Here is a 21,468-nt window from a genome sequence, read left to right on the forward strand (position 1 = left end):
GTGCGTATCGAGACACCGGTGAGCCGAGGGACGAGGTCTCGGCGTCGGCCAAAGGGGTCGAGTATCACCACTCCTGAACCCGCGAAGGCGGGTGGGTGCGTATCGAGACACCGGTGGACCGGCCGGAGACACGCACTCCTGTGATCCATGTGACTGGAGTGACCCCTGCGTAGGGTGTCAACCATGGCGACCCGTACGTCTTCCCCGCCGGGGTCGCGGAGCAAGAGCACGTCCTCCTCGCGGAGCGGCTCGAGCACCCGAACCCGGAGTACCAGCCCGAAGCGCAAGCCTGCCCCGAAGCGGAAGCCGGCTGCCCGGAAGCCCGCGGCCCGCCGCCCGGCACCGCGTGCCGTCCGCAGCGGTCCGGGACCGGTCGCCCGGGTGTTCACCGTGGTCTTCCGAGGGGTCGCCGCCGTCTGGCTGGCCGTCGCGCACGGCATCGGCGCGATCGCCCGGAGCATCGGGCACACCGCCCGCGACCTCGAGCCCGAGCACCGGCGCGACGGCGTGGGCCTGTTCCTGTTCGCCGGCGCGGTCGTCGTCGCCGCCGCGGTCTGGTGGCAGCTGCCCGGCTCGATCATGGATGCCGCGCGCACGGTCGTCGAGGGCTCGGTCGGCAAGGTCGGCTTCCTCGTCCCGCTCGCGCTGCTCCACGTCGGCTGGCGCACCATGCGCGACCCCGAGCACAACGGACCGGTCGGGCGCCAGGTGGTCGGCTGGTCGGCGTTCGCCTTCGGCCTGCTCGGGATCGTCCAGATCGCCGGGGGCAACCCCCAGCCCGAGATGGGTGACACCTCCGACCTGCGCAGCGCCGGCGGCGCGATCGGGTACGTCGTGTCCAGCCTGCTGCTCGACCTGCTCCGCTCGGAGCTCGTCGTCGTGCCGCTGCTCGCGATGCTGGCCTTCTTCGGCGTCCTCATCATCACCGCGACGCCGCTCTACCAGGTCCCGACCAGGCTCGCGGAGACCCGCGACCGGCTGCTCGGCCGCGAGCATGCCCACGCCGAGGACCCGGACGCCACCCAGGCGATCCCGGCGACCCGCTCCCGCCGGCGCAAGCCCGCCGAGGTCGACGAGATCGACCCGGACCTCGGCGACCCGGCGTACGACAGCCCGGTCCTCACCGACCGCGAGCTCCGCAAGCGGAAGAAGAACCTCGAGACCACCGACGAGGGGCTGGACATCTTCGCGCCGACGGACGGTGACGTACCTACGGTCGTAACCACAGATGGCGACAACACCGAGCTCCCTGCACCATTCCACACGCCGCTGCCGCCGCGCGTCGAGCAGCTCGCGCTGTCCGGCGACGTCGCCTACTCGCTGCCCGCCAACGACGTGCTGAAGCCGGGCTCGCCGCACAAGGCACGCTCCAAGGCCAGCGACGCGGTGGTGGACCGGCTGACCCAGGTGATCGAGGAGTTCGCGATCGACGCCCAGGTCACCGGCTACACGCGCGGCCCGACCGTGACCCGCTACGAGGTCGAGCTCGGTCCGGGCGTGAAGGTCGAGAAGATCACGAACATCCAGAAGAACATCGCGTACGCCGTCGCCTCGGCCGACGTGCGGATCCTGAGCCCGATCCCGGGGAAGTCCGCGGTCGGCGTCGAGATCCCCAACCTGGACAAGGAGATCGTCTCCCTCGGCGACGTGCTCCGCTCGACCACCGCGCGCAGCGACCACCACCCGATGGTCGCCGGGCTCGGCAAGGACGTGGAGGGCGGGTTCGTCGTCGCGAACCTCGCGAAGATGCCGCACCTCCTGGTCGCCGGCGCCACCGGCTCGGGCAAGTCGTCGTTCATCAACTCGATGATCACCTCGATCCTGATGCGCTCCACCCCGGACGAGGTGCGGATGATCATGGTCGACCCGAAGCGGGTCGAGCTGAACGCCTACGAGGGCGTCCCGCACCTGATCACGCCGATCATCACGAACCCGAAGAAGGCCGCCGAGGCGCTGGCGTGGGTCGTCCGCGAGATGGACCTGCGGTACGACGACCTTGCGAACTTCGGCTTCCGCCACATCGACGACTTCAACAAGGCGGTCCGGGCCGGCAAGGTGACGGTGCCGCCGGGCAGCGAGCGCGAGCTCACGCCGTACCCGTACCTGCTGGTGATCGTCGACGAGCTCGCGGACCTGATGATGGTCGCCCCGCGCGACGTCGAGGACGCGATCGTCCGGATCACCCAGCTGGCGCGCGCCGCCGGCATCCACCTGGTGCTCGCGACCCAGCGTCCGTCCGTCGACGTCGTGACCGGCCTGATCAAGGCGAACGTGCCGTCGCGACTGGCGTTCGCCACCTCCAGCCTCGCCGACAGCCGGGTCATCCTCGACCAGCCGGGCGCGGAGAAGCTGGTCGGCCAGGGTGACGGCCTGTTCCTGCCGATGGGTGCCTCGAAGGCCGCACGGATCCAGGGCTCCTGGGTCACCGAGGCCGAGATCCACCAGGTCGTCCAGCACTGCAAGACCCAGCTACAGCCCACCTACCGCGAGGACGTCACCGCCCCCGCAGCCAGCAAGCGCGAGCTCGACGACGACATCGGCGACGACATGGACCTGGTGATCCAGGCGATCGAGCTGGTCGTCTCCACCCAGTTCGGGTCCACCTCGATGCTGCAGCGCAAGCTCCGCGTCGGCTTCGCGAAGGCGGGCCGGCTGATGGACATCCTCGAGAGCCGTGGCGTGGTCGGACCCAGCGAGGGGTCCAAGGCGCGCGACGTGCTGGTCAAGCCCGACGAGATCGATGCCGTGATCGCGACCCTCCAGGGGGAGATGTGAGCAACCTGATGGCAGAGCCCGTCACCGAACCCGTTGTCGAAGGACCCGTCGAGGTCCGCACCGATGCCCGCGTCACCGGCGCCGTCGGCGCGGTCGCGGCCGCCGTGTCGATCGCCTACCTGACCCGCGTGGTCAGTGGCGCCGGCTGGCTGGACTGGGCGCTGGTGCTCGTCACCGGCGCCATCGCGGTCGTCCACCTGCAGTCCCTCCTGGACGCCCGCGTGCCGCTGCTGGTCGTGGACCAGCACGGCGTCCGGTTCCGCCGCGGCCGCACCTGGCGCGGCCTGCCGTGGGACGAGATCGAGTACGTCGAGCACGAACCGCGGCACGGGCTGTTCCACGACGGCCGGCTGGTGCTGGTCCCGCGCGACGCGGACGCCGGCGAGCAGTCGGTGACGCTGTCGCTGTCGACGCGCGTGGTCGGCGCCCACGGTGACCTGACCGGGGCGCTCGAGCTGCTCGCCGCGGATCCCGGGCAGGTGGTCGAGATCGTCCCCGACGAGGTCGACGAGGTCGACGAGGTCGACGAGGTCGACGAGGTCGACGAGGTCGACGCTCCGGTCGAGGACGTCGAATACGTCGAGGACGTCGAGGACGTCGAGGACGACCCGCACCCGCCGGTGCTCCACGACCCGCGGCCGGCGATCGCCCGGGGCATCGGCTTCCTCGCCGACCGCCTGCCGCTGCACCGGCCCACTGACGACCTCATCGACGGCGGCGTCGAGCCCGAGCCGACCGTGTCCCTGCCGCCGATGGTGGCGAGCGCGACCCCGCTCCCGCTGCGGGACGCGGTGACCGGCGTACGTGCCGAGGTCCGCTTCGAGGGCGCCGCGGCGCTCCGGATCGACCCGCTGGACGACGCCGACGCGACCCAGCTCGACCTCCCGGAGGTCGGTGAGCTGCAGCACCGGTTCGACGCGCTGGTCGTCGACGACCCGGCCCCGGCGCCCGACCCGGTCGTCGGTCCCGAGATCGCCGCGGCCCGTACGCGGCTCGCGCTGAGCGTCGACCAGCTGGCCGACCGCACCCGGATCCGCCCGCACGTGATCGAGTCCATCGAGGTCGACGACTTCGCGCCGTGCGGTGGCGACTTCTACGCCCGCGGGCACCTGCGCACGCTGGCCCGGGTGCTCGGCATCGACGCCGCGCCCCTGCTGACGTCGTACGACGAGCGGTACGCCGACGCGCCCATCGACGCGCGCCGCGTGTTCGAGGCGGAGCTCGCCACCAGCCAGGGCGGCCCGATCCGCAGCACCCGCGGCGGCCCGAACTGGTCGGTCCTCGTCGCCGCCGTGATGGCGATCGTGCTCGCCTGGTCGATCGCCCGGCTGATCATGGACAGCCCGGTCGAGCTGCACTCCAAGCCGGTGCTGAACGGGTCCCCGTCCAGCTCGACCAAGCTCGGCCCCGCCGTACCCGTCCTGCTCGACGCCTCCGCGGGCGGCGCGCACGTCGTGGTCCGCGACGGCGCCGGCGACGTCGTCTTCAACGGCGACCTGGCGTTCGGCGACAGCCGCACGGTCAAGGCCGCCCCGCCGGTGCGGGTGCAGTCCTCGGACGGCGCGCTGCAGGTGACGGTGGACGGCCAGGACCGGGGTCCGCTCGGGGCGGACGGGCAGCCCGCGCAGAACACCTTCGCCGCCGCCGAATAGGCCCAGCGCGGACCGGGTTGAGATACTCGGTCGATCATGACGACTGACACGCGCGACCTGCTCTCGGTGGCGATGGTGACCCTCGGGTGCGCCCGCAACGAGGTCGACTCCGAGGAGCTGGCCGGCCGGCTCGAGGCGGGCGGGTTCCTGCTCGTCGAGGACCCGGCCGACGCGGACACCGTCGTGGTCAACACCTGCGGCTTCGTCGAGTCCGCCAAGAAGGACTCGGTCGACACCCTGCTCGAGGCGGCCGACCTCAAGGCCACCGGCCGCACGCAGGCCGTCGTCGCCGTCGGCTGCATGGCCGAGCGGTACGGCAAGGAGCTCGCCGACTCGCTGCCCGAGGCGGACGCTGTCCTCGGCTTCGACGACTACCCCGACATCGCAGACCGGCTCCGGTCGATCGTCGCGGGGGAGACCCACCAGGCCCACACCCCGCAGGACCGCCGGCTGCTGCTGCCGATCACGCCCGTCGAGCGGGCGCTGTCCACCACGCCGGTGCCCGGGCACGCCTCCGGTCCGGCGTCGGTACGCCGGCGCCTGGACCCCGGCCCGACCGCGGCGCTCAAGCTCGCCAGCGGCTGTGACCGGCGCTGCTCCTTCTGCGCGATCCCGGCCTTCCGCGGCTCGTTCGTCAGCCGGCGCCCCAGCGACGTGCTCCAGGAGGCGCGCTGGCTCGGCGAGCAGGGCGCCCGCGAGCTGTTCCTCGTGAGCGAGAACTCGACGTCGTACGGCAAGGATCTCGGCGACCTCCGCCTCCTCGAGACGCTGCTGCCCGAGCTCGCCGCGGTCGACGGCGTGGACCGGGTCCGGGTGTCGTACCTCCAGCCCGCCGAGACCCGGCCGGGGCTGGTCGAGGCGATCGCGACCACGCCCGGCGTCACGCCGTACTTCGACCTGTCCTTCCAGCACGCGAGCGCGAGCGTGCTGCGCCGGATGCGTCGCTTCGGCGACCCGGAGAGCTTCCTCGGCCTGCTGGAGCAGGTGCGCTCGCTGGCGCCCGAGGCTGGCGTGCGCTGCAACGTGATCGTCGGCTTCCCCGGCGAGACGGAGGACGACCTCGAGACGCTCTGCGAGTTCCTGGTCGCGGCCAGGATGGACGTCACCGGCGTGTTCGGCTACTCCGACGAGGACGGCACCGAGGCCGCGACGTACGACGGCAAGCTCGACGAGGACGAGGTGCGGGCCCGAGCCGAGCACGTGGGCGCGCTGGTCGAGGAGCTCACCTCCCAGCGCGCCGCCGACCGGGTCGGCGAGGCCGTCGAGGTGCTGGTCGAGCTGGTCGCCGACGGGAGCGTCGAGGGACGCGCCGCCCACCAGGGTCCCGAGGTCGACGGCTCGACGTACCTCGTGGACAGCGACGCCCGCGTCGGCGACCTCGTGCGCGCGCAGGTCGTGGGCTCCGAAGGCGTCGACCTCTACGCTCGGGAACTGTGATGGCCGACGTCGCGAAGACCCAGCCCAGCAACTGGAACGTCCCGAACGTCCTCACGACGCTCCGGATCGTCCTGGTCCCGTTCTTCGCCTGGGCACTGCTCGTCGACGGCGGCGACGACATCACCTGGCGCTGCGTGGCCTGGGCGATCTTCGTGGTCGCGATGATCACCGACAAGGTCGACGGCGACCTGGCCCGCAAGCACGACCTGGTCACGAACTTCGGCAAGATCGCGGACCCGATCGCGGACAAGGCGATCACCGGGATGGCCTTCATCGGCCTCTCGATCGTCGGCGACGTCTGGTGGTGGGTCACGATCGTGGTCCTGGTCCGCGAGTGGAGCGTGACGCTGCTCCGGCTGTCGGTGCTGAGCAGGGTCGTGATCGCAGCGGCCGACCTGGGCAAGATCAAGACCACGTTCCAGGCGATCGCGCTCGGGTTCCTGTGCCTGCCGCTGCGCGACCCGGACCTGCCGGGCTGGATGGAGGTCCCCGGCGAGGTGCTCTTCTACGCCGCGCAGGTCTGCCTCGCGGTGGCCGTGGCGTTGACCATGTGGTCGGGGTGGGAGTTCTACCGCGACGTGTGGAAGCAGCGGGCGGCGCTCCGCAGCGGCTGACCCGACCGTGGGGGACCGGGCCGCCCCGGGGCGCAGCGCTCCCGACATCGACCCGCCCGGCACGCGCCGAGCGGGTCGATGTGAGTGGGTCCGGCTTCAGTCCTGGCGGGTGATCCGGTCGGTCACCGGGGTGGTCACCGGGTCGTGGGCCTCCAGGTACATCCGCAGCGAGTCGATGTCGAGCCCGCCGAAGTACTTGTTGGTCCCGTCCCGGAACACGGTGAAGCCGTCGCCGCCGTCGGAGACGAAGTTGTTGGAGACGACGCGGTACGTCGTCCCGTCCTCCAGCGGCACCATGGCGGTGGCCGGGTCGGCGTCGGCGTCCACCATGATCGTTCCCGGCACGAGGGCGTCGGTGTCGGGCAGGGCGGCGTCCGAGGCGTCCCAGGTGTAGGTCAGGCCGGAGACCTGCAGGATCTTGCGGGTCGACTCGTTGGCGCCGTTCCACTGCTGGTTGAGGATCGCCTTGATCTGGGCTCCGGTGAGATCCATCGAGACCATGAAGTTGTTGAACGGCTGCACGGCGAACGCGGCACCGTAGGTGACGTCGCCCGCCGCGTTCTCGACCAGGTCCGCCCGGATGCCGCCCGGGTTCATGAGGGCGATCACCGGGGTGTTCCCCGTCGATCCGCTGGCCCCAGCCTCGATCGTGGTGGGATCGGCGACCTGTCCGTCGGCGATCAGGTCACCGAGCGGCGACTCGCCGTCGGCCTCCTGAGTCTTCGAGACCAGCGTTCCGTCGGCGATGTGGCCGATCACCTTGTCGGCGATCCCGGACACCAGCGCGTTGTAGGTGTCGATGATGGACTGCACGCTGGCCAGCGGAGAGACCGACGCGTCGTTCGTGGCGATCAGGTTCTCGGCGAACGCGGCGGGACGGACGATGTCGTGGGTCCTCGGGTCGATCAGCAGGTGCAGCTTGGTGACCATCCGGCCGAACGAGTAGGCACTGGTGAACAGGCGCGGCTGGCCGCTCGGGTCCCGGACCACGCAGTTGTACGGCTGGTGCGTGTGGCCGGAGACGACGGCGTCGATCGCCGGGCTGAGGTCCTGCGCGATCGTCAGGCCTGCGCCGCTGACGCCGGAGCAGGAGTTGTACGCCGTCGGGTCGGTGGGCGTGGCGCCCTCGTGCAGCAGCACGATGATCGACTTCACGCCCTGCTTCCTCAGCTTCGGGACCAGCGCGTTGGCGGTCTCGACCTCGTCGGCGAAGGTCAGGCCCTGGACACCGGCCGCGGTGACGATGTCGGGCGTGCCCTCCAGCGTCATGCCGATGAACCCGACCTTCTGGCCCTTGACCTTGATGACCTTGGTGGCCGGGAAGAGGGTCTTCCTCTTGTGGGCGTCCGGGTCCGTCCACCCGACGTTGGCGGCGAGGAACTGGAAGTCGGCGCCGGCGAAGCGCTGGTCGCCGGGGCAGGAGTTCTGCCCGTTGGCGCCGTCGGCGCCGTCGTCGAGGCAGCCGCCGGTCTGCAGCCGGCGCAGCTCCCGCCACCCCTCGTCGAACTCGTGGTTGCCGACCGACGCGACCTGGAGCCCGAGCGCGTTCATGGCCTTGATCGTGGGCTCGTCGTGGAACGCCGCGGACAGCAGGGGCGAGGCCCCGACGATGTCGCCGGGCGCGACCGTGATCGGGACGGCTCCGGCCGCCCGCGACTTCTTCCGCTCGTCGGAGAGCAGGCGGCCGAGGTAGGCCGCGCCACCGGCGTTGGTGTTGTTCACGCGGCCGCCCGACCCGCTGGGCGGCTCGAGGTTGCCGTGGAAGTCGTTGAACGCCAGCAGGTCGAGCTTGACGAGGTCCTTGCTGCCCTTCCGGTCCGCGAGCCTGTGGTACGACGTCTCGGCGGACTGGCCGGACGTGCTGACCCTGGCGGGCTGGGCAGTGCTCCGCTCCGGGGCGGCGGACGCGGTCGTGGCCGCGAGCCCGGCGAGCGCCAGGGATGTCAGTGCAGCCGCGACCGGGATGGCCCGAGCGGTACGACGGTTCGGTTGCATGTGTCGTCTCCTAGAGATGGGTTCCGAGGGCCGTAACCTAACCCCCACGAGCCCCTCGCGCAGAGACCTGCCGGGCGCCGGCGTCGGCGAGGTCGAAGGCCGCCCGGACCAGTGCCAGGTGGCTGAAGGCCTGCGGGAAGTTGCCGACCATCCGGCCCGTCCTCGGGTCGTACTCCTCGGAGAGCAGCCCGACGTCGTTCGTCAGCCCGCAGAGCCGACCGAAGAGCGCCTCCGCCTCGTCGACGCGGCCGGCCCGCGCGTAGGCGGACACCAGCCAGAAGGAGCAGGCGAGGAAGGGGTGCTCGTCCCCGGCCAGCCCGTCCACGCCGGTCTGGGTGCGGTAGCGCAGCACGAGCCCGTCGCGGATCAGGTCCTCCTCGACCGCCGCGATGGTGCCGAGCATCCGCGGGTCGTCGCCGGCGATGAAGCCGATCGCCGGCAGCACCAGGAGGGAGGCGTCGACCTCGGTCGTGTCGTAGTGCTGCACGAACGTGCCCCGCGCCTCGTCGTACCCCTTCTCGAGCACCTCGGCGTGGGCGGCGTCGCGGATCGAGCGCCACCGGTCGACCGGCCCGGGGAGGTCGAAGTCCTCGACGGCGCGTACGGCGCGGTCGAACGCCGCCCAGACCATCGCCTGGGAGTGGGTGAAGTGGCGCTGCGGCCCGCGGATCTCCCACAGGCCGTGGTCCTTCTTGCGCCAGCTCCCGGCGAGCTCGTCGACGAGCGCGCGCTGGAGGGACCAGGCGTCGCGGTCGGCGTGGCCGGTGACCTGCCGGGTGTGCTCGAGCGCCATCATCACCTCGCCGACCACGTCGAGCTGGCGCTGGAGGGCGGCGCCGTTCCCGATCCGGACCGGCCGCGAGTCGGCGTACCCCGGCAGGTGGTCGAGGGTGAGCTCGGTCAGCCGGCGGTGCCCGTCGGTGGCGTAGACGATCTGCAGGTCCTGCGGGTCGCCGGCCGCCGTGCGTAGCAGCCACCGACGCCAGAGCTGTGCCTCGTCCGTGTAGCCCGCGGAGATCAGGGAGTCGAGGGTGAGGGCGGCGTCGCGGAGCCAGCAGTACCGGTAGTCCCAGTTGCGTTCGCCGCCCGGATCCTCGGGGAGCGAGGTCGTGGGCGCCGCGACGATGCCGCCGGTCTGCTCGTCGGTGAGCAGGCGCAGCGTGATCAGCGAGCGCCGGACCAGGGCGTCCTGCGGCAGGCCCACGCGGCAGTTGTCGGCCCACTCCTGCCCCTCCCGCACCGACGTCTCGATGTCGTCGGCCGGCTCGCCGATCTGCGCGAGCGGCGCGTAGGAGGGCAGCCACGTGGCCGAGAACGTGAGGACCGCCCCCGCGTCGACGTCGAACTCGTCGACGTGCCGGTGGTCGTCCGCACTGGGCAGCCGGGGACCGCGGAGCACGAGCTGGTCGGGCCCGGCGATCGCGCTGATCACCGCCTCTCCGCCCACGGTGCGCCGGCGGACCCACGGGATGATCGCGCCGTAGTCGAAGCGCACCCGCCAGACGTGCCGCATCCGGACCGTGCCGCGGAGGCCCTCGAGACGGCGCACGACGTCGGAGCGGACGTCCTCGCGCGGCATCAGGTCGGTCAGCCGGACGACACCGTCGGCGGTGGTGAAGGTCGTCTCCAGGACGGTCGAGTCGCCGAGGTAGCGCCGGGAGACGTCGTACTCACCGATCGGGCAGAGCTGCCAGTGGCCGTGCTCCTCGGTGCCGAGCAGGGCCGCGAAGCAGGCGGCCGAGTCGAAGCGGGGCAGGCAGAGCCAGTCGATCGAGCCGTTGGCGCCGACCAGCGCACCGGTACGGCGGTCACCGATCAGTGCGTAGTCCGCGATGGGCAGCGCCATGGGGTGAGGTTAGCGGCGGGCGCCTGAGGTTACCGTTGCGCGCGTGACGGACCTGTTGAAGCGCGTGCACCTGCTGCTCCGGGCCGGCGGCAGCACGGTGTCGACCGCGGAGTCGCTGACCGGTGGGCGGCTCGCGGTGGCGCTGACCGACACGCCGGGCGCCTCGGAGACTTACCTCGGTGGGGTGGTCACCTATGCGACGGAGCTCAAGGCGTCCCTCCTCGAGGTCGACCAGCGGATCATCGAGGAGCACGGGGTGGTGTCGCCGGAGTGCGCGAAGGCGATGGCCTCCGGCGTGCGAGCCCTGACCGGCGCGACGTTCGGGCTCTCCACCACCGGCGTGGCCGGGCCGACCGAGCAGGAGGGCAAGCCGCCGGGCACGGTGTTCGTCGGCATCGCGGGACCGGGCCTGGTCGAGGCGGTCGCGCTGGAGCTGTCCGGGAAGCGGCACCAGATCCAGGACCGGACCGTGAAGGAGGCGCTCGCCGCGTTCGAGTCCGTCCTGCGCCGGGAAGAAACACCTCTCGGGTAGCGTTGGGCCCACGTACTCGAAGGGAGACGCGCATGGTGCTGTTCCGTCGGCTGCTCGGCGACGTGCTCCGCGACGTGCGCATGCAGCGGGGCCTGACGCTCCGCGAGGTCTCCGCCGAGGCCCGGGTGAGCCTGGGCTACATCTCGGAGATCGAGCGCGGTCAGAAGGAAGCCTCCTCGGAGCTCCTCGCGTCCCTGTGCGGGGCCCTGGAGGTGCCGCTCTCGGACGTGCTGCGCGACGTCTCCGACCTGGTCGCCCTCGAGGAGGCCGCGGCGGGCCTGTCCCGCATCCCCGTCGCCGCCCGCGCGGGCGACGTCGTCACGTCTGCTGCGTGAGCCGCTGGCAGCTCGGGCACCAGTACGCCGAGCGCTCCTGGCCTGCCGGGCCGAGCTGGTCGACGCGCACCTGGGTGCCGCAGCGGCGGCACAGCTTCTGGCGGTAGACCCACGCGCGCCCGGTGCGTGACCACTCCTGGTCGAGCATCTGGCGGACCCGCCGCACCATCCGGGGCAGGTCGGGCACGGCCCCGACCGGCGTCTCCGGCGCGACACCCGTCACGAACAGCACCTCGGCGGCGTAGATCGTGCCGACCCCGGCGAGCAGGCTCTGGTCGCGGAGCGCCTCGAAGACCGGCCGCTCCGGGTGCTCCCGCAGGCGCCGCAGCGCCTCCTCCTCGTCCCAGTCCGGGCCGAGCAGGTCCGGCCCCAGGTGCCCGACCGAGTCCTCCTCGCGCTCGGTGGGGATCAGCTCGACGATCCCGAGCGTGTAGCCCACCGCCGTCACCGCGGCCGTCTCCAGCACCACCCGGATCTCGGGGGCGCGGGAGTTCCAGCGGCGGCCGGCGTCGTAGGTGCGCCAGCTGCCCTCCATCTTCAGGTGGGTGTGCAGCGTGATCCGCCCCGCCGGGGCGTCGACCCGGGTGAGCAGGTGCTTGCCCCGCGAGACCGTCTCGAGCACCGTCCCGCCGGACAGGTCGGCGGTGGCGTGCCGCGGCACCCGGAAGTCCGTGCGGGTGAGCTGCCGGCCGTCCAGGGACCTCGCGAGCCGCCGGGCGGTACGGCGGACGGCGTCGCCCTCAGGCACGGTTCTTCTCAGCCATGGGGCGACCTCAGCCGGAGCCCCTTCGGCGTCGCCACGAAGCCGGCCGCCTGGAGCGCCTCGCGCAGCGGCGTCGAGCCGGAGCCCAGCAGCTGCTCGCCGTCCGCCTTCTCGACGGTGATCCGGCCCAGGGAGCCGCGTTGCGCGGCGTCGGCCAGCGAGGCGGTCGCCGGGCCGAGCAGGTCGGGGTCCTCGGACCAGGTCAGCAAGGTGCGGCCGCCGCGCTCGACGTACAGCGTCAGCACACCGTCGACGAGCACCACGATCGCCCCAGCCTTGCGGCCGGGCCGGTGACCGCTGGTCTCGGGCCACGGCAGCGCGGCGCCGTACGGGTTGGCCGGGTCGGTCGCCGCGAGCGCGACGGCGCTCGGCTTGGCGTCGTGCGGGACCTCGCTGAACGTGCGCAGCCGGTCCACGGCGCCGGCGGTGCCGAACTGGGCGGCACCGAGGCCGGCCACGAAGTAGCCGCGGCGGCAGCGACCGGAGTCCTCGAACGCCGACAGCACCTTGTAGACCGCCGCGAAGCCGCCCGGCACCCGCTCGCTCACCACCGCGCCCCGGATGACCACGCCGTGCCGGTCCAGGAGCCGCTCGGCGACGGCATGGGCGCGGCGGGTCGGGTCGGTGTCGAGGGCCGGCAGCAGCGCCCAGCGGCCCGCGGTCTCCGGCGGGCCCGTGCGGACCGGGCCGCCCGGTCGGCGGCCGAGGCGCGGCGGGGGTCGCCGGCTGCGGTGGCTGGGCGTGCCGCTGCGGGTCAGCGCCCGGAGCGGGGCGAGGGTGTCGTTGCTGACCCGGCCGGCCCAGACCAGCTCCCAGAGCGCCGCCGAGAGCGCGGCGTCGTTCGTCGAGCCGACCTGGTCGGAGAGCTGACGGAAGAACCAGGCCCCGCCCGGCGCGAGCGCATCGAGGACCGCCTGGTGGAGCTCGCTGTGCTCGAAGGGGGCGGGCTCGGGCAGCGTCAGCGGCGCCTGGTCGGCGAGGTGGAGCGAGACCCAGCCGTCGGATCCGGGCAGTGCGGCGTGGCCCGCCCACACCACCTCGCCGGAGGCGGTGAGCTCGTCGAGGTACGACGGCTCGTAGTCGCGGACCCGGGCGGCGAGCACCAGCGGCTCGAGCGCCGAGGCGGGGACAGCGCAGCCGGCCAGCTGGTCGACCACGGTGAGGACGCCGTCGATGCCGCGGTGCCGGCCGCCGACGTGCTGCCACGCGGACAGGAACCGGCCGAGCGTCTCCGGCTCGACCGGCTCGACCTCCTGCCGGAGCCGGGCCAGGGACCGGCGGCGGAGCCGGCGCAGCACCTCGGCGTCGCACCACTCGGTGCCGCTGCCCGAGGGCCGGAACTCGCCGTCGAGCACCCGACCCTGCGCGGCCAGCCGCTGGAGGGTGTGCCGGACGACCGCGGCGCCGAGCCCGAGCCGTGCCGCCACCTGGTCGGTGGTGAAGGGCCCGTGGGTGCGGGCGTAGCGGGCCACGAGGTCGCCGAGCGGGTCGTCCACGGGATCGGTGAACGCGTCGGGGGTGCCGGGCGGCACGGGCACGCCCAGCCCGTCCCGGAGCCGGCCGACGTCCTCGACCGCGGTCCAGCGCTCCTCGCCGGCCATCCGCACCTCGACCGCCCGGCGGCGGTCGGCGAGGGCCTGGAGCCACGGGCCGACGTCGGCGCCCTCGACGGAGCGCTCGGCGACCTCGGCCTTGGACAGCGGGCCGAGCATCCGGAGCAGGTCGGCGACGCCCTCGGCGTCACGCGCGCGCCGGTCCGGGGCGGTGCGCTGGAGCTCGGCCTCGACCTCGGCGAGCACCTCGGGGTCGAGCAGCTCGCGGAGCTCGGCGCGCCCGAGCAGCTCCGCCAGCAGCCCCTGGTCGAGGGAGAGCGCCGCCGCCCGCCGCTCGGCGATGGGGGAGTCGCCCTCGTACATGAACTGGGCGACGTAGCCGAACAGCAGGCTGCGCGCGAACGGGGAGGGCTGGTGGGTGGGCACGTCGACGACCTGGACCTCGCGGCGGTCGACCCCGCGCATCAGCGCGACCAGGTTGGGCAGGTCGTAGACGTCCTGGAGGCACTCGCGGACGGCCTCGAGGACGATCGGGAAGGAGGGGTACTTCGAGGCCACCTCGAGGAGCGCGGCCGACCGCTGGCGCTGCTGCCACAGCGGCGACCGGCGCCCGGGGTCGCGGCGGGGGAGCAGCAGCGCGCGGGCGGCGCACTCGCGGAACCGGCTGGCGAAGAGCGCCGAGCCGCCGACCTCGTCGGTGACGATCGCCTCGATCTCGTCGGGCTCGAACACGATCACGTCGCCGCCGGGCGGCTCCGCGTCGGTGTCGGGGATCCGGATGACGATGCCGTCGTCGGACGCGACGGCCTGGCCGTCCACGCCGTACCGCTCGCGCAGGCGGGCGTTGATCGCCAGGGCCCAGGGAGCGTGGACCGGGACGCCGTACGGCGAGTGCACCACCAGCCGCCAGTCGCCGAGCTCGTCGCGGAACCGCTCGACGAGGAGGGTCTGGTCGGTCGGCAGGAGGTTCGTCGCCTCGAGCTGCTCGTGGAGGTAGGTGACGAGGTTGCCGGCGGCGTACTCGTCGAGGCCGTCCTCGCGGACCCGCTGGACGGCGCGGTCGCGCGGCAGGGCCCCGAGCTCACGGGTGAAGGCGCCGATCGCGGCACCGAGCTCGGCGGGCCTGCCCAGGGTGTCGCCCTTCCAGAACGGCAGCCGGCCGGGGATGCCCGGCGCGGGCGTGACCAGCACCCGGTCGTGGGTGATGTCCTCGATCCGCCAGCTGGTCGCGCCGAGCGCGAAGATGTCGCCGACCCGGGACTCGTAGACCATCTCCTCGTCGAGCTCGCCGACCCGGCGCCCCGGCCCCTCGCCCCCGACGAGGAACACGCCGAACAGGCCGCGGTCGGGGATGGTCCCGCCGCTGGTGACCGCGAGGCGCTGCGCGCCGGGTCGGCCGGTGAGGAGGCCGGTGACGCGGTCCCAGACGATGCGCGGGCGGAGCTCGGCGAACTCGTCGGAGGGGTAGCGGCCGCTGAGCAGGTCGAGGGTGGCGTCGTAGGCGCTGCGGGGGAGGTTCGTGAACGGCGCGCTGCGCTTCACGAGCTCGTAGAGGTCGTCGGCGGCCCACGCGTCAAGGGCGGTGGCGGCGACCACCTGCTGGGCCAGCACGTCCAGCGGGTTGGCCGGGACGCGGAGCGACTCGATCGCGCCGGTGCGCATCCGGCCGACCGCGACCGCGGTCTGGGCCAGGTCGCCGCGGTGCTTCGGGAACAGCACGCCGCGCGACACCTCGCCGACCTGGTGGCCGGCGCGGCCGACCCGCTGGAGCGCGCTGGCGACGGACGGGGGCGACTCGATCTGGACGACCAGGTCGACCGCGCCCATGTCGATGCCGAGCTCGAGGCTGCTGGTGGCGACCACGCAGGGCAGCCGGCCGCGCTTGAGGTCGTCCTCGATGAGTGCGCGCTGCTCCTTGGACACCGAGCCGTGGTGGGCCTTCGCGATCACCTGCTCGGCGCCGTGGCTCTGCCCGGACTGGGCCATCACCTGGGCAGGGCTGCTCGCCGGGCCCTCGAGCGCGGCGCCCGCGCGGTCGGTCGCGATCTCGTTGAAGCGCGCGGTGAGGCGCTCGGCCAGCCGGCGGGAGTTGGCGAAGACGATCGTCGAGCGGTGCTGCTCGATCAGGTCGACGACCCGCTCCTCGACGTGCGGCCAGATGCTCTGGGATCGCTGCGGGTCGCCGTCCTCCTCGTCGTACTCCTCCGGAGCGGTCATGTCCTCGACCGGGACGACGACCCGGAGGTCCCACTCCTTCGCGGACGGCGGCGCGACGATCTCGACCGGGGCGCTGCCGCCGAGGAAGCGGGCCACCTCTTCGAGCGGGCGGACCGTGGCCGACAGCCCGATCCGCTGGGCCGGGCTGTCCAGCAGCGCGTCGAGGCGCTCCAGGCTGACCGCCAGGTGGGCGCCGCGCTTCGTGCCGGCGACGGCGTGCACCTCGTCGAGGATCACGGTCTCGACACCGCGGAGGGACTCGCGTGCCTGGCTGGTCAGCATCAGGAACAGCGACTCGGGGGTCGTGATCAGGATGTCCGGCGGCGAGGTCGTGAGCTTGCGGCGGTCGGCGGCGGGGGTGTCGCCCGACCGGACGCCGACGGTCACGTCCGGGACCTGCACCCCGAGCCGCTCGGCGGTGTGGCGGATGCCGGTGAGCGGGGCGCGCAGGTTGCGCTCGACGTCGACCCCGAGGGCCTTGAGCGGGGAGATGTAGAGGACCCGGCACCGCCGTTGCTTGTCCTCCGGGCGCTCCTCGGTCAGCAGCCGGTCGATGCTCCAGAGGAACGCGCTGAGCGTCTTGCCGGAGCCGGTCGGCGCGACCACCAGCGCGTGCCGGCCGGCGCCGATCGCCTGCCAGGCGCCCTCCTGGGCAGGGGTCGGCTCGGCGAACGCGGCACCGAACCAGGTGCGCGTCGCCTCGCTGAACCTCTCCAGGGGACCGGGCACCGTTCCATCCTTGCGCACGGCACCGACAGGGCCTGGGGTCAGAGGCGTGGGGCGTCCTTCTGGGCGCGCAGCTCGGTCCGGGCGACCTTGCGGTCGGTCACCACGATCCAGGCCGCGAGCGCGGCCCCGCCGAGGATGGCCACGGTGAACAGGACGATCGCGATCGCCGGGTAGCCGAGGATCTCGGTGTCGGTCGGCACCTGCATCAGCAGCGACGCGCCGAGGATCGTGGCGGCGATGACCAGTCCCAGCGTGACCCGGTTCGCCAGGCGCTGGAGCACGGTGTGCAGCCGCTCCTCGTCCACGGCGTCGACGCGCAGCCGGAACCGGCCGTCCGCGAGGCTGTCGAGGATCTGGTTGGCCCGCCGCGGGAGCTGCGAGGTGAACTCCTTGGCGTCCAGCGCGGCGGTCACCAGGTCGCCGGGCGACGTACGCAGCCCGCCGCGGAGGATGTGCGGCAGGTTCTGGCGGATCGCCTCCGCGGGCACGAAGTCGGGCTCGAGGTGCAGCGTGGTCTGGTCGAGGTTCAGCAGCGCCTTGCCGACCATCGACATCTCCGGCGGCGGGCGCAGGCCGTGCGCGCCGGAGACGCGGCTCAGCTCGACCAGCACCCGTCCGGCCTGCAGGTCCGGGCCGGTGGCGACCGCCTCCGCGACCAGGTGGGTGACGTCGTCGCGGAAGGCCTCCGCGTCGTAGTGCTCCAGGGGCTGGCCCATGTCGGCCAGCACCCGCGCCGCCTGCTCGCCGTTGTCGTCGCCGATGGCGACCAGGAGGCGGACCACCTTCTCCTGGAGCCGCGGCGGGATCGTGGTGACCATGCCCAGGTCGAGGATCCCGAGTCGGCCGTCGGTGGTGACCAGCACGTTGCCGGGGTGCGGGTCGGCGTGCAGGAAGCCGTCCTCGAGGATGCACTTCAGGTACGCCGAGAACAGCTGGTCGACGATCGCCGCCGTGTCGAGGTCGAGCAGCCCGAGCGGACCGACATCGGTGACCTTGCGGCCCTCCACGAAGTCCATCGTCAGGACCCGGCCCGACGTCAGGTCCAGGACCGGGTCGGGCACGACCAGGAGGTCGTACCGGCTGGTCAGGTCCGCGAAGCGCATCAGGTTGCGAGCCTCGCGCCGGTAGTCCAGCTCCAGCCGCAGGGACCTCTCGAACTCGCGCAGCAGCCCGGCGAAGCCGTAGGTGCGGCCCAGGTCGCTGCCCTTGTCCGCGACCGTGGCGATCCGGGCGAGGGTCGCCAGGTCGGCGCGGACCTCGTCGCGCACGCCGGGCCGCTGCACCTTGACCGCCACCTCGCGGCCGCTGCGCAGGACGGCCCGGTGCACCTGACCCAGGGAGGCGGCGGCCACGGGCTCGGGGTCCAGCTCGGCGAAGAGGTGACGGACGTCGGCGCCGAGGTCCTCGGCGATCGTCGTACGCACGATCTCGAAGTCGAACGGCTCCACCTCGTCCTGCAACCGGCTCAGCGCGGTCGTGTAGGACGCCGGCAGGAGGTCGAACCGGGTCGAGAGCAGCTGGCCGAGCTTGATGAACGTCGGGCCCATCGACTCCAGGTCGGCCGCGAACGCCTCCGCCTTGTCCGAGACCGGATCGTCGCCGACCGGGTCCACGGCGTACTCGTCGAGGCTGGCACCGGACACCAGGTCCGACCGCCCGTGCCGGACCAGGAGTCGGGCGATCGCCGCGTAGCGCCGGGTGCTGGACTGTTCGAAGGACACGACGCTGACGGTGCCCAGCGGGTCACCCGCAGAAACTGTGCTCCGGGCGACTCACACCCCGCCTGCGCCTGCTCAGGAGAGGACGGCGTCCAGCTCGACCTCGACCTTCCACCGCGGGTCGAGCAGCGCCCTGACCACCACCATCGTGCTCGCGGGCTGCACCTCCCGGAAGAACTCGCCGTGCACGGCGCCGACCGCCTCGCCGTCCGCCGGGTCGACGACGAACTGCCGGGTCCGGATCACGTCGGCCGCCGTACCGCCCAGCTGCTCGAGCGCGGTCAGGGCGATCTCCCAGCAGCGGCGGGCCTGGACGGCGGGGTCCGGGTCCACGCTGCCGTCCGGCCACACCGGTGCTGTCCCGCTCACGGCGATGGTGCTGCCGATGCGGACGGCCCGGCTGAACCCGATGCTGGCCTCGAAGGGTGATCCCGACCTTGCGTGCTGGCGATCCACGTCGGCGACTGTAGGGCACGCGGATTGGTCACCAACCGCAGATCTGGAGCGCTCCCACCTGCGGTTGGTGACCAATCGTGGGTGTCCGGACGTCGTTCGCATAGCGGTCGCCTGGGTCGGCCCGCGCGGTCGTCCGGTGCGCGGATTGGTCACCAACCGCAGATCGGGGCCCGATTCGTCTGCGGTTTGGTCACCAACCGCGGACCCGACAGCACGCACGTGACGCCTGTGACGACCGATAACCGGAGGCGGCTGTGGGTGGGGCGTCCTAGGGTGGTGTGACGTGACGGACCCTGACTCCATGATCTTCGCCTCGGGCCTCCGGAAGTCGTTCGGGAGTTTCGAGGCCGTCCGCGGCATCGACGTCGACGTACGCCGGGGTGAGGCGTTCGGGTTCCTCGGGCCGAACGGCGCCGGGAAGTCGAGCACGATGCGGATGGTCGCCGCCGTCTCGCCGGTCACCGGCGGGACGCTGCGCATCCTCGGGCTCGACCCGGCGACCGACGGTCCGGAGATCCGGGCCCGGATCGGCGTCTGCCCGCAGGAGGACACCCTCGACAACGAGCTGACCGTGAGCGACAACCTCTTCGTCTACGGCCGCTACTTCGGGCTGCCGCGCAAGGAGGTCCGGGAGCGGGTCGAGGAGCTGCTGGAGTTCGTGCAGCTGACCGAGAAGGCCAGGTCCATGGTGGAGGACCTGTCCGGCGGCATGAAGCGGCGGCTCACGATCGCGCGCAGCCTGATCAACCGGCCCGAGGTGCTGCTGCTCGACGAGCCGACCACCGGCCTGGATCCCCAGGCCCGGCACGTCGTGTGGGACCGGCTGTTCCGGCTCAAGCAGCAGGGCGTCACGATCGTGCTCACCACGCACTACATGGACGAGGCCGAGCAGCTCTCGGACCGCCTCGTCGTGATGGACAAGGGCGTCATCGTCGCGGAAGGCTCGCCGCTGACCCTGATCGCCGAGCACTCCACCCGCGAGGTCGCCGAGCTCCGGTTCGGCGTCGGCGAGCACGAGGCGCTCGCCGAGAAGGTCCAGGACCTCGCGGACCGCGTCGAGGTGCTGCCGGACCGCCTGCTCCTCTACACCGCGGACGGCGAGGAGACGGTGACCAAGGTCCACGAGCGCGGCCTCCAGCCGGCCGCCACGCTGGTACGCCGCTCCACCCTCGAGGACGTGTTCCTCCGCCTGACCGGCCGGACGCTGGTGGACTGATGACCGACTCCACGGCACCCACGAGCACCGTGGCCGGCGCCGGCCGGCTCCTCGACTACTGGACGATCGTCTACAAGCGCACCTGGAAGGGTTCGGCGATCTCGTCGTTCGTCAACCCGCTGCTGTACGTGCTCGCGATGGGTGTCCTGCTCGGCGACTACATCGCCGGCGACCCCGACCAGCTCGACGGCGCCACGTCGTACCTCGCGTTCATCGCCCCGGGCCTGCTGGCCGCGCAGGCGATGCAGACCGTCTTCGGCGAGGTGACCTACCCGGTCATGGGCATGATCAAGTGGCAGCGCACCTACTTCGGCATGACCGCGTCCCCGCTGTCGGTGCGAGAGGTGATCCTCGGCCACCTCGGGTTCGTGATGTTCCGGGTGGCGCTCACCTGCGGCGTGTTCGTCGTCGTGATGGCGCCCTTCGGTGTCTTCGCGACCGTCTGGGGCGCGGTCCTGGCGTTCCTCGTCCAGCTGCTGGTCGGGTTGGCGTTCGCGACGCCGATCTACGCGTTCACCGCCGGACTCAAGGACGAGAGCGCCTTCGCCCTAGTCTTCCGGCTCGGCATGATCCCGTTGTTCCTGTTCTCCGGCGCGTTCTTCCCGATCCAGAACCTCGATCCCTGGCTGGAGGCCGTCGCCCGCGTCACCCCGCTCTGGCACGGGGTCGACCTCACCAGGATGCTCACGCTCGACACGGTCGACGCCGGTACGGCGCTCGTGCACGTCGTCTACCTCGCGGTGCTGGCCGCCTTGGGCTGGGTGTGGGCCGTCCGCCGCCTCACGAAGCGGATGTCCTTCTGATGTCGCTCGCGTCGACCGCCCTCGCCCGCGCCCAGGCGCGGCCCCTCGCCGCCGGCGAGGCCGCCGGCCTGATCGTCTACCGCAGCTACCTCGCCTACCGGCGGGCCTGGTACATCTTCGTGAGCGGCTTCCTCGAGCCGGTGTTCTACCTGTTCTCGATCGGCGTGGGCGTCGGCCAGCTGATCACCGGGTTCGAGTTCAACGGCCAGGACATCCCGTACGCCGAGTTCGTGGCGCCCGGCATGCTCGCCGCCTCGGCCATGAACGGCTCGCTGCTGGACAGCACGTTCAACTTCTTCTTCAAGCTCAAGTACAACAAGCTGTTCGACCAGATGCTGGCCACACCGCTGACCACGATGGACATCGCCCGCGGCGAGCTGAGCTGGTCCCTCCTGCGCGGCGGCATCTACTCGGCCGCGTTCCTGCTCGTCATGGTCGCGATGGACCTGGTGTCCTCGTGGTGGGCGGTGCTCGTCGTACCCGCCGCGCTCCTCATCGGCCTCGCGTTCGGCGGCATCTGCATGGCACTGACGACGTGGATGCGGTCGTGGCAGGACTTCGAGTGGGTCAACCTCGCGGTGATCCCGATGTTCCTGTTCTCGGCCACGTTCTTCCCGGTGGGGGCCTACCCGGCCGCGATCCGGTGGATCGTCGAGTTCACCCCGCTGTACCGCGGTGTCGTGCTCTGCCGCGAGCTCACCACCGGCGCGCTCTCGTGGGGCTCGGCGTTCAGCGTCGTGTACCTGGTCGCGATGGGCGTGGTCGGGCTGATGATCGTGCGCCGTCGGCTCGACAAGCTGCTGCTCACCTGAGCCGGGTGGCGCACG

15 protein-coding genes are annotated in these 21,468 nt (G+C 72.4%); 9 read left to right on the forward strand and 6 right to left on the reverse strand.

Annotated elements, in window-relative coordinates; genetic code table 11:
• Nucleotides 1-183 precede the first annotated feature (183 nt).
• Genes ACVW2K_RS13465 through pgsA form a run of 4 tightly spaced genes read left to right on the forward strand, consistent with a single transcriptional unit; the run spans nt 184 to nt 6,478 of the window.
• On the forward strand, nt 184-2,775 hold the full coding sequence (locus ACVW2K_RS13465) for a DNA translocase FtsK (RefSeq protein WP_457202838.1): 2,592 nt from the start codon (nt 184-186) through the stop codon (nt 2,773-2,775).
• Between the two features lie 8 nt (nt 2,776-2,783).
• A complete protein-coding gene (locus ACVW2K_RS13470) occupies nt 2,784-4,427 on the forward strand; it encodes a helix-turn-helix domain-containing protein (RefSeq protein ID WP_457202839.1) in 1,644 nt (547 codons plus the stop codon).
• A gap of 36 nt (nt 4,428-4,463) precedes the next feature.
• The gene (gene rimO, locus ACVW2K_RS13475) at nt 4,464-5,864 is read left to right on the forward strand and encodes a 30S ribosomal protein S12 methylthiotransferase RimO (protein WP_028636835.1); all 1,401 of its coding nucleotides are present in this window, start codon (nt 4,464-4,466) and stop codon (nt 5,862-5,864) included.
• The gene (gene pgsA, locus ACVW2K_RS13480) at nt 5,864-6,478 is read left to right on the forward strand and encodes a CDP-diacylglycerol--glycerol-3-phosphate 3-phosphatidyltransferase (protein ID WP_028636834.1); all 615 of its coding nucleotides are present in this window, start codon (nt 5,864-5,866) and stop codon (nt 6,476-6,478) included. The genes rimO and pgsA overlap by 1 nt, the downstream gene beginning before the upstream one ends.
• A 96-nt stretch (nt 6,479-6,574) precedes the next feature.
• On the opposite strand, the gene ACVW2K_RS13485 is transcribed toward pgsA, so the two are convergent.
• Both ACVW2K_RS13485 and ACVW2K_RS13490 read right to left on the reverse strand, forming a co-directional pair.
• On the reverse strand, nt 6,575-8,473 hold the full coding sequence (locus ACVW2K_RS13485; RefSeq protein ID WP_457202840.1) for a bifunctional metallophosphatase/5'-nucleotidase: 1,899 nt from the start codon (nt 8,471-8,473) through the stop codon (nt 6,575-6,577).
• 37 nt (nt 8,474-8,510) lie between these two features.
• On the reverse strand, nt 8,511-10,319 hold the full coding sequence (locus tag ACVW2K_RS13490; protein ID WP_457202841.1) for a glycoside hydrolase family 15 protein: 1,809 nt from the start codon (nt 10,317-10,319) through the stop codon (nt 8,511-8,513).
• Nucleotides 10,320-10,362: 43 nt separating this feature from the next.
• Here ACVW2K_RS13490 and ACVW2K_RS13495 point away from each other — a divergent pair, with 43 nt between their 5' ends.
• Both ACVW2K_RS13495 and ACVW2K_RS13500 read left to right on the forward strand, forming a co-directional pair.
• Nucleotides 10,363-10,851 (forward strand): CinA family protein, encoded by a 489-nt coding sequence (locus ACVW2K_RS13495; RefSeq protein WP_028636832.1) that lies wholly within the window; start codon nt 10,363-10,365, stop codon nt 10,849-10,851.
• A gap of 32 nt (nt 10,852-10,883) precedes the next feature.
• Nucleotides 10,884-11,186 (forward strand): helix-turn-helix domain-containing protein, encoded by a 303-nt coding sequence (locus ACVW2K_RS13500; protein ID WP_036569813.1) that lies wholly within the window; start codon nt 10,884-10,886, stop codon nt 11,184-11,186.
• On the opposite strand, the gene ACVW2K_RS13505 is transcribed toward ACVW2K_RS13500, so the two are convergent.
• The 4 genes from ACVW2K_RS13505 to ACVW2K_RS13520 form a co-directional block, all read right to left on the reverse strand.
• Nucleotides 11,170-11,934: a DNA-formamidopyrimidine glycosylase family protein gene (locus ACVW2K_RS13505; RefSeq protein ID WP_457202842.1), complete on the reverse strand. Its 765-nt coding sequence runs from the start codon at nt 11,932-11,934 to the stop codon at nt 11,170-11,172. The genes ACVW2K_RS13500 and ACVW2K_RS13505 overlap by 17 nt on opposite strands.
• An 8-nt stretch (nt 11,935-11,942) precedes the next feature.
• A complete protein-coding gene (locus ACVW2K_RS13510) occupies nt 11,943-16,448 on the reverse strand; it encodes an ATP-dependent helicase (RefSeq protein ID WP_457202843.1) in 4,506 nt (1,501 codons plus the stop codon).
• Nucleotides 16,449-16,486: 38 nt separating this feature from the next.
• On the reverse strand, nt 16,487-18,169 hold the full coding sequence (locus ACVW2K_RS13515; RefSeq protein WP_457202844.1) for an ABC1 kinase family protein: 1,683 nt from the start codon (nt 18,167-18,169) through the stop codon (nt 16,487-16,489).
• Nucleotides 18,170-18,241: 72 nt separating this feature from the next.
• A complete protein-coding gene (locus tag ACVW2K_RS13520) occupies nt 18,242-18,622 on the reverse strand; it encodes a RidA family protein (RefSeq protein ID WP_457202845.1) in 381 nt (126 codons plus the stop codon).
• Nucleotides 18,623-18,905: 283 nt separating this feature from the next.
• Between ACVW2K_RS13520 and ACVW2K_RS13525 the strand changes: the two genes are divergently transcribed.
• From ACVW2K_RS13525 to ACVW2K_RS13535, 3 genes are read left to right on the forward strand one after another with little or no spacing between them, the layout of a single operon-like run.
• Entirely contained in the window at nt 18,906-19,838 is a 933-nt protein-coding gene (locus ACVW2K_RS13525; protein ID WP_028636828.1) for an ATP-binding cassette domain-containing protein, read from the forward strand.
• The gene (locus ACVW2K_RS13530) at nt 19,838-20,641 is read left to right on the forward strand and encodes an ABC transporter permease (protein ID WP_457202846.1); all 804 of its coding nucleotides are present in this window, start codon (nt 19,838-19,840) and stop codon (nt 20,639-20,641) included. Before ACVW2K_RS13525 ends, ACVW2K_RS13530 begins: the two co-directional genes overlap by 1 nt.
• Nucleotides 20,641-21,453, forward strand: coding sequence for an ABC transporter permease (locus ACVW2K_RS13535; RefSeq protein WP_028636827.1), 813 nt, complete (start codon nt 20,641-20,643; stop codon nt 21,451-21,453). The genes ACVW2K_RS13530 and ACVW2K_RS13535 overlap by 1 nt, the downstream gene beginning before the upstream one ends.
• Nucleotides 21,454-21,468: the final 15 nt, after the last annotated feature.

The organism is Nocardioides sp. HB32 (genome assembly GCF_054058995.1).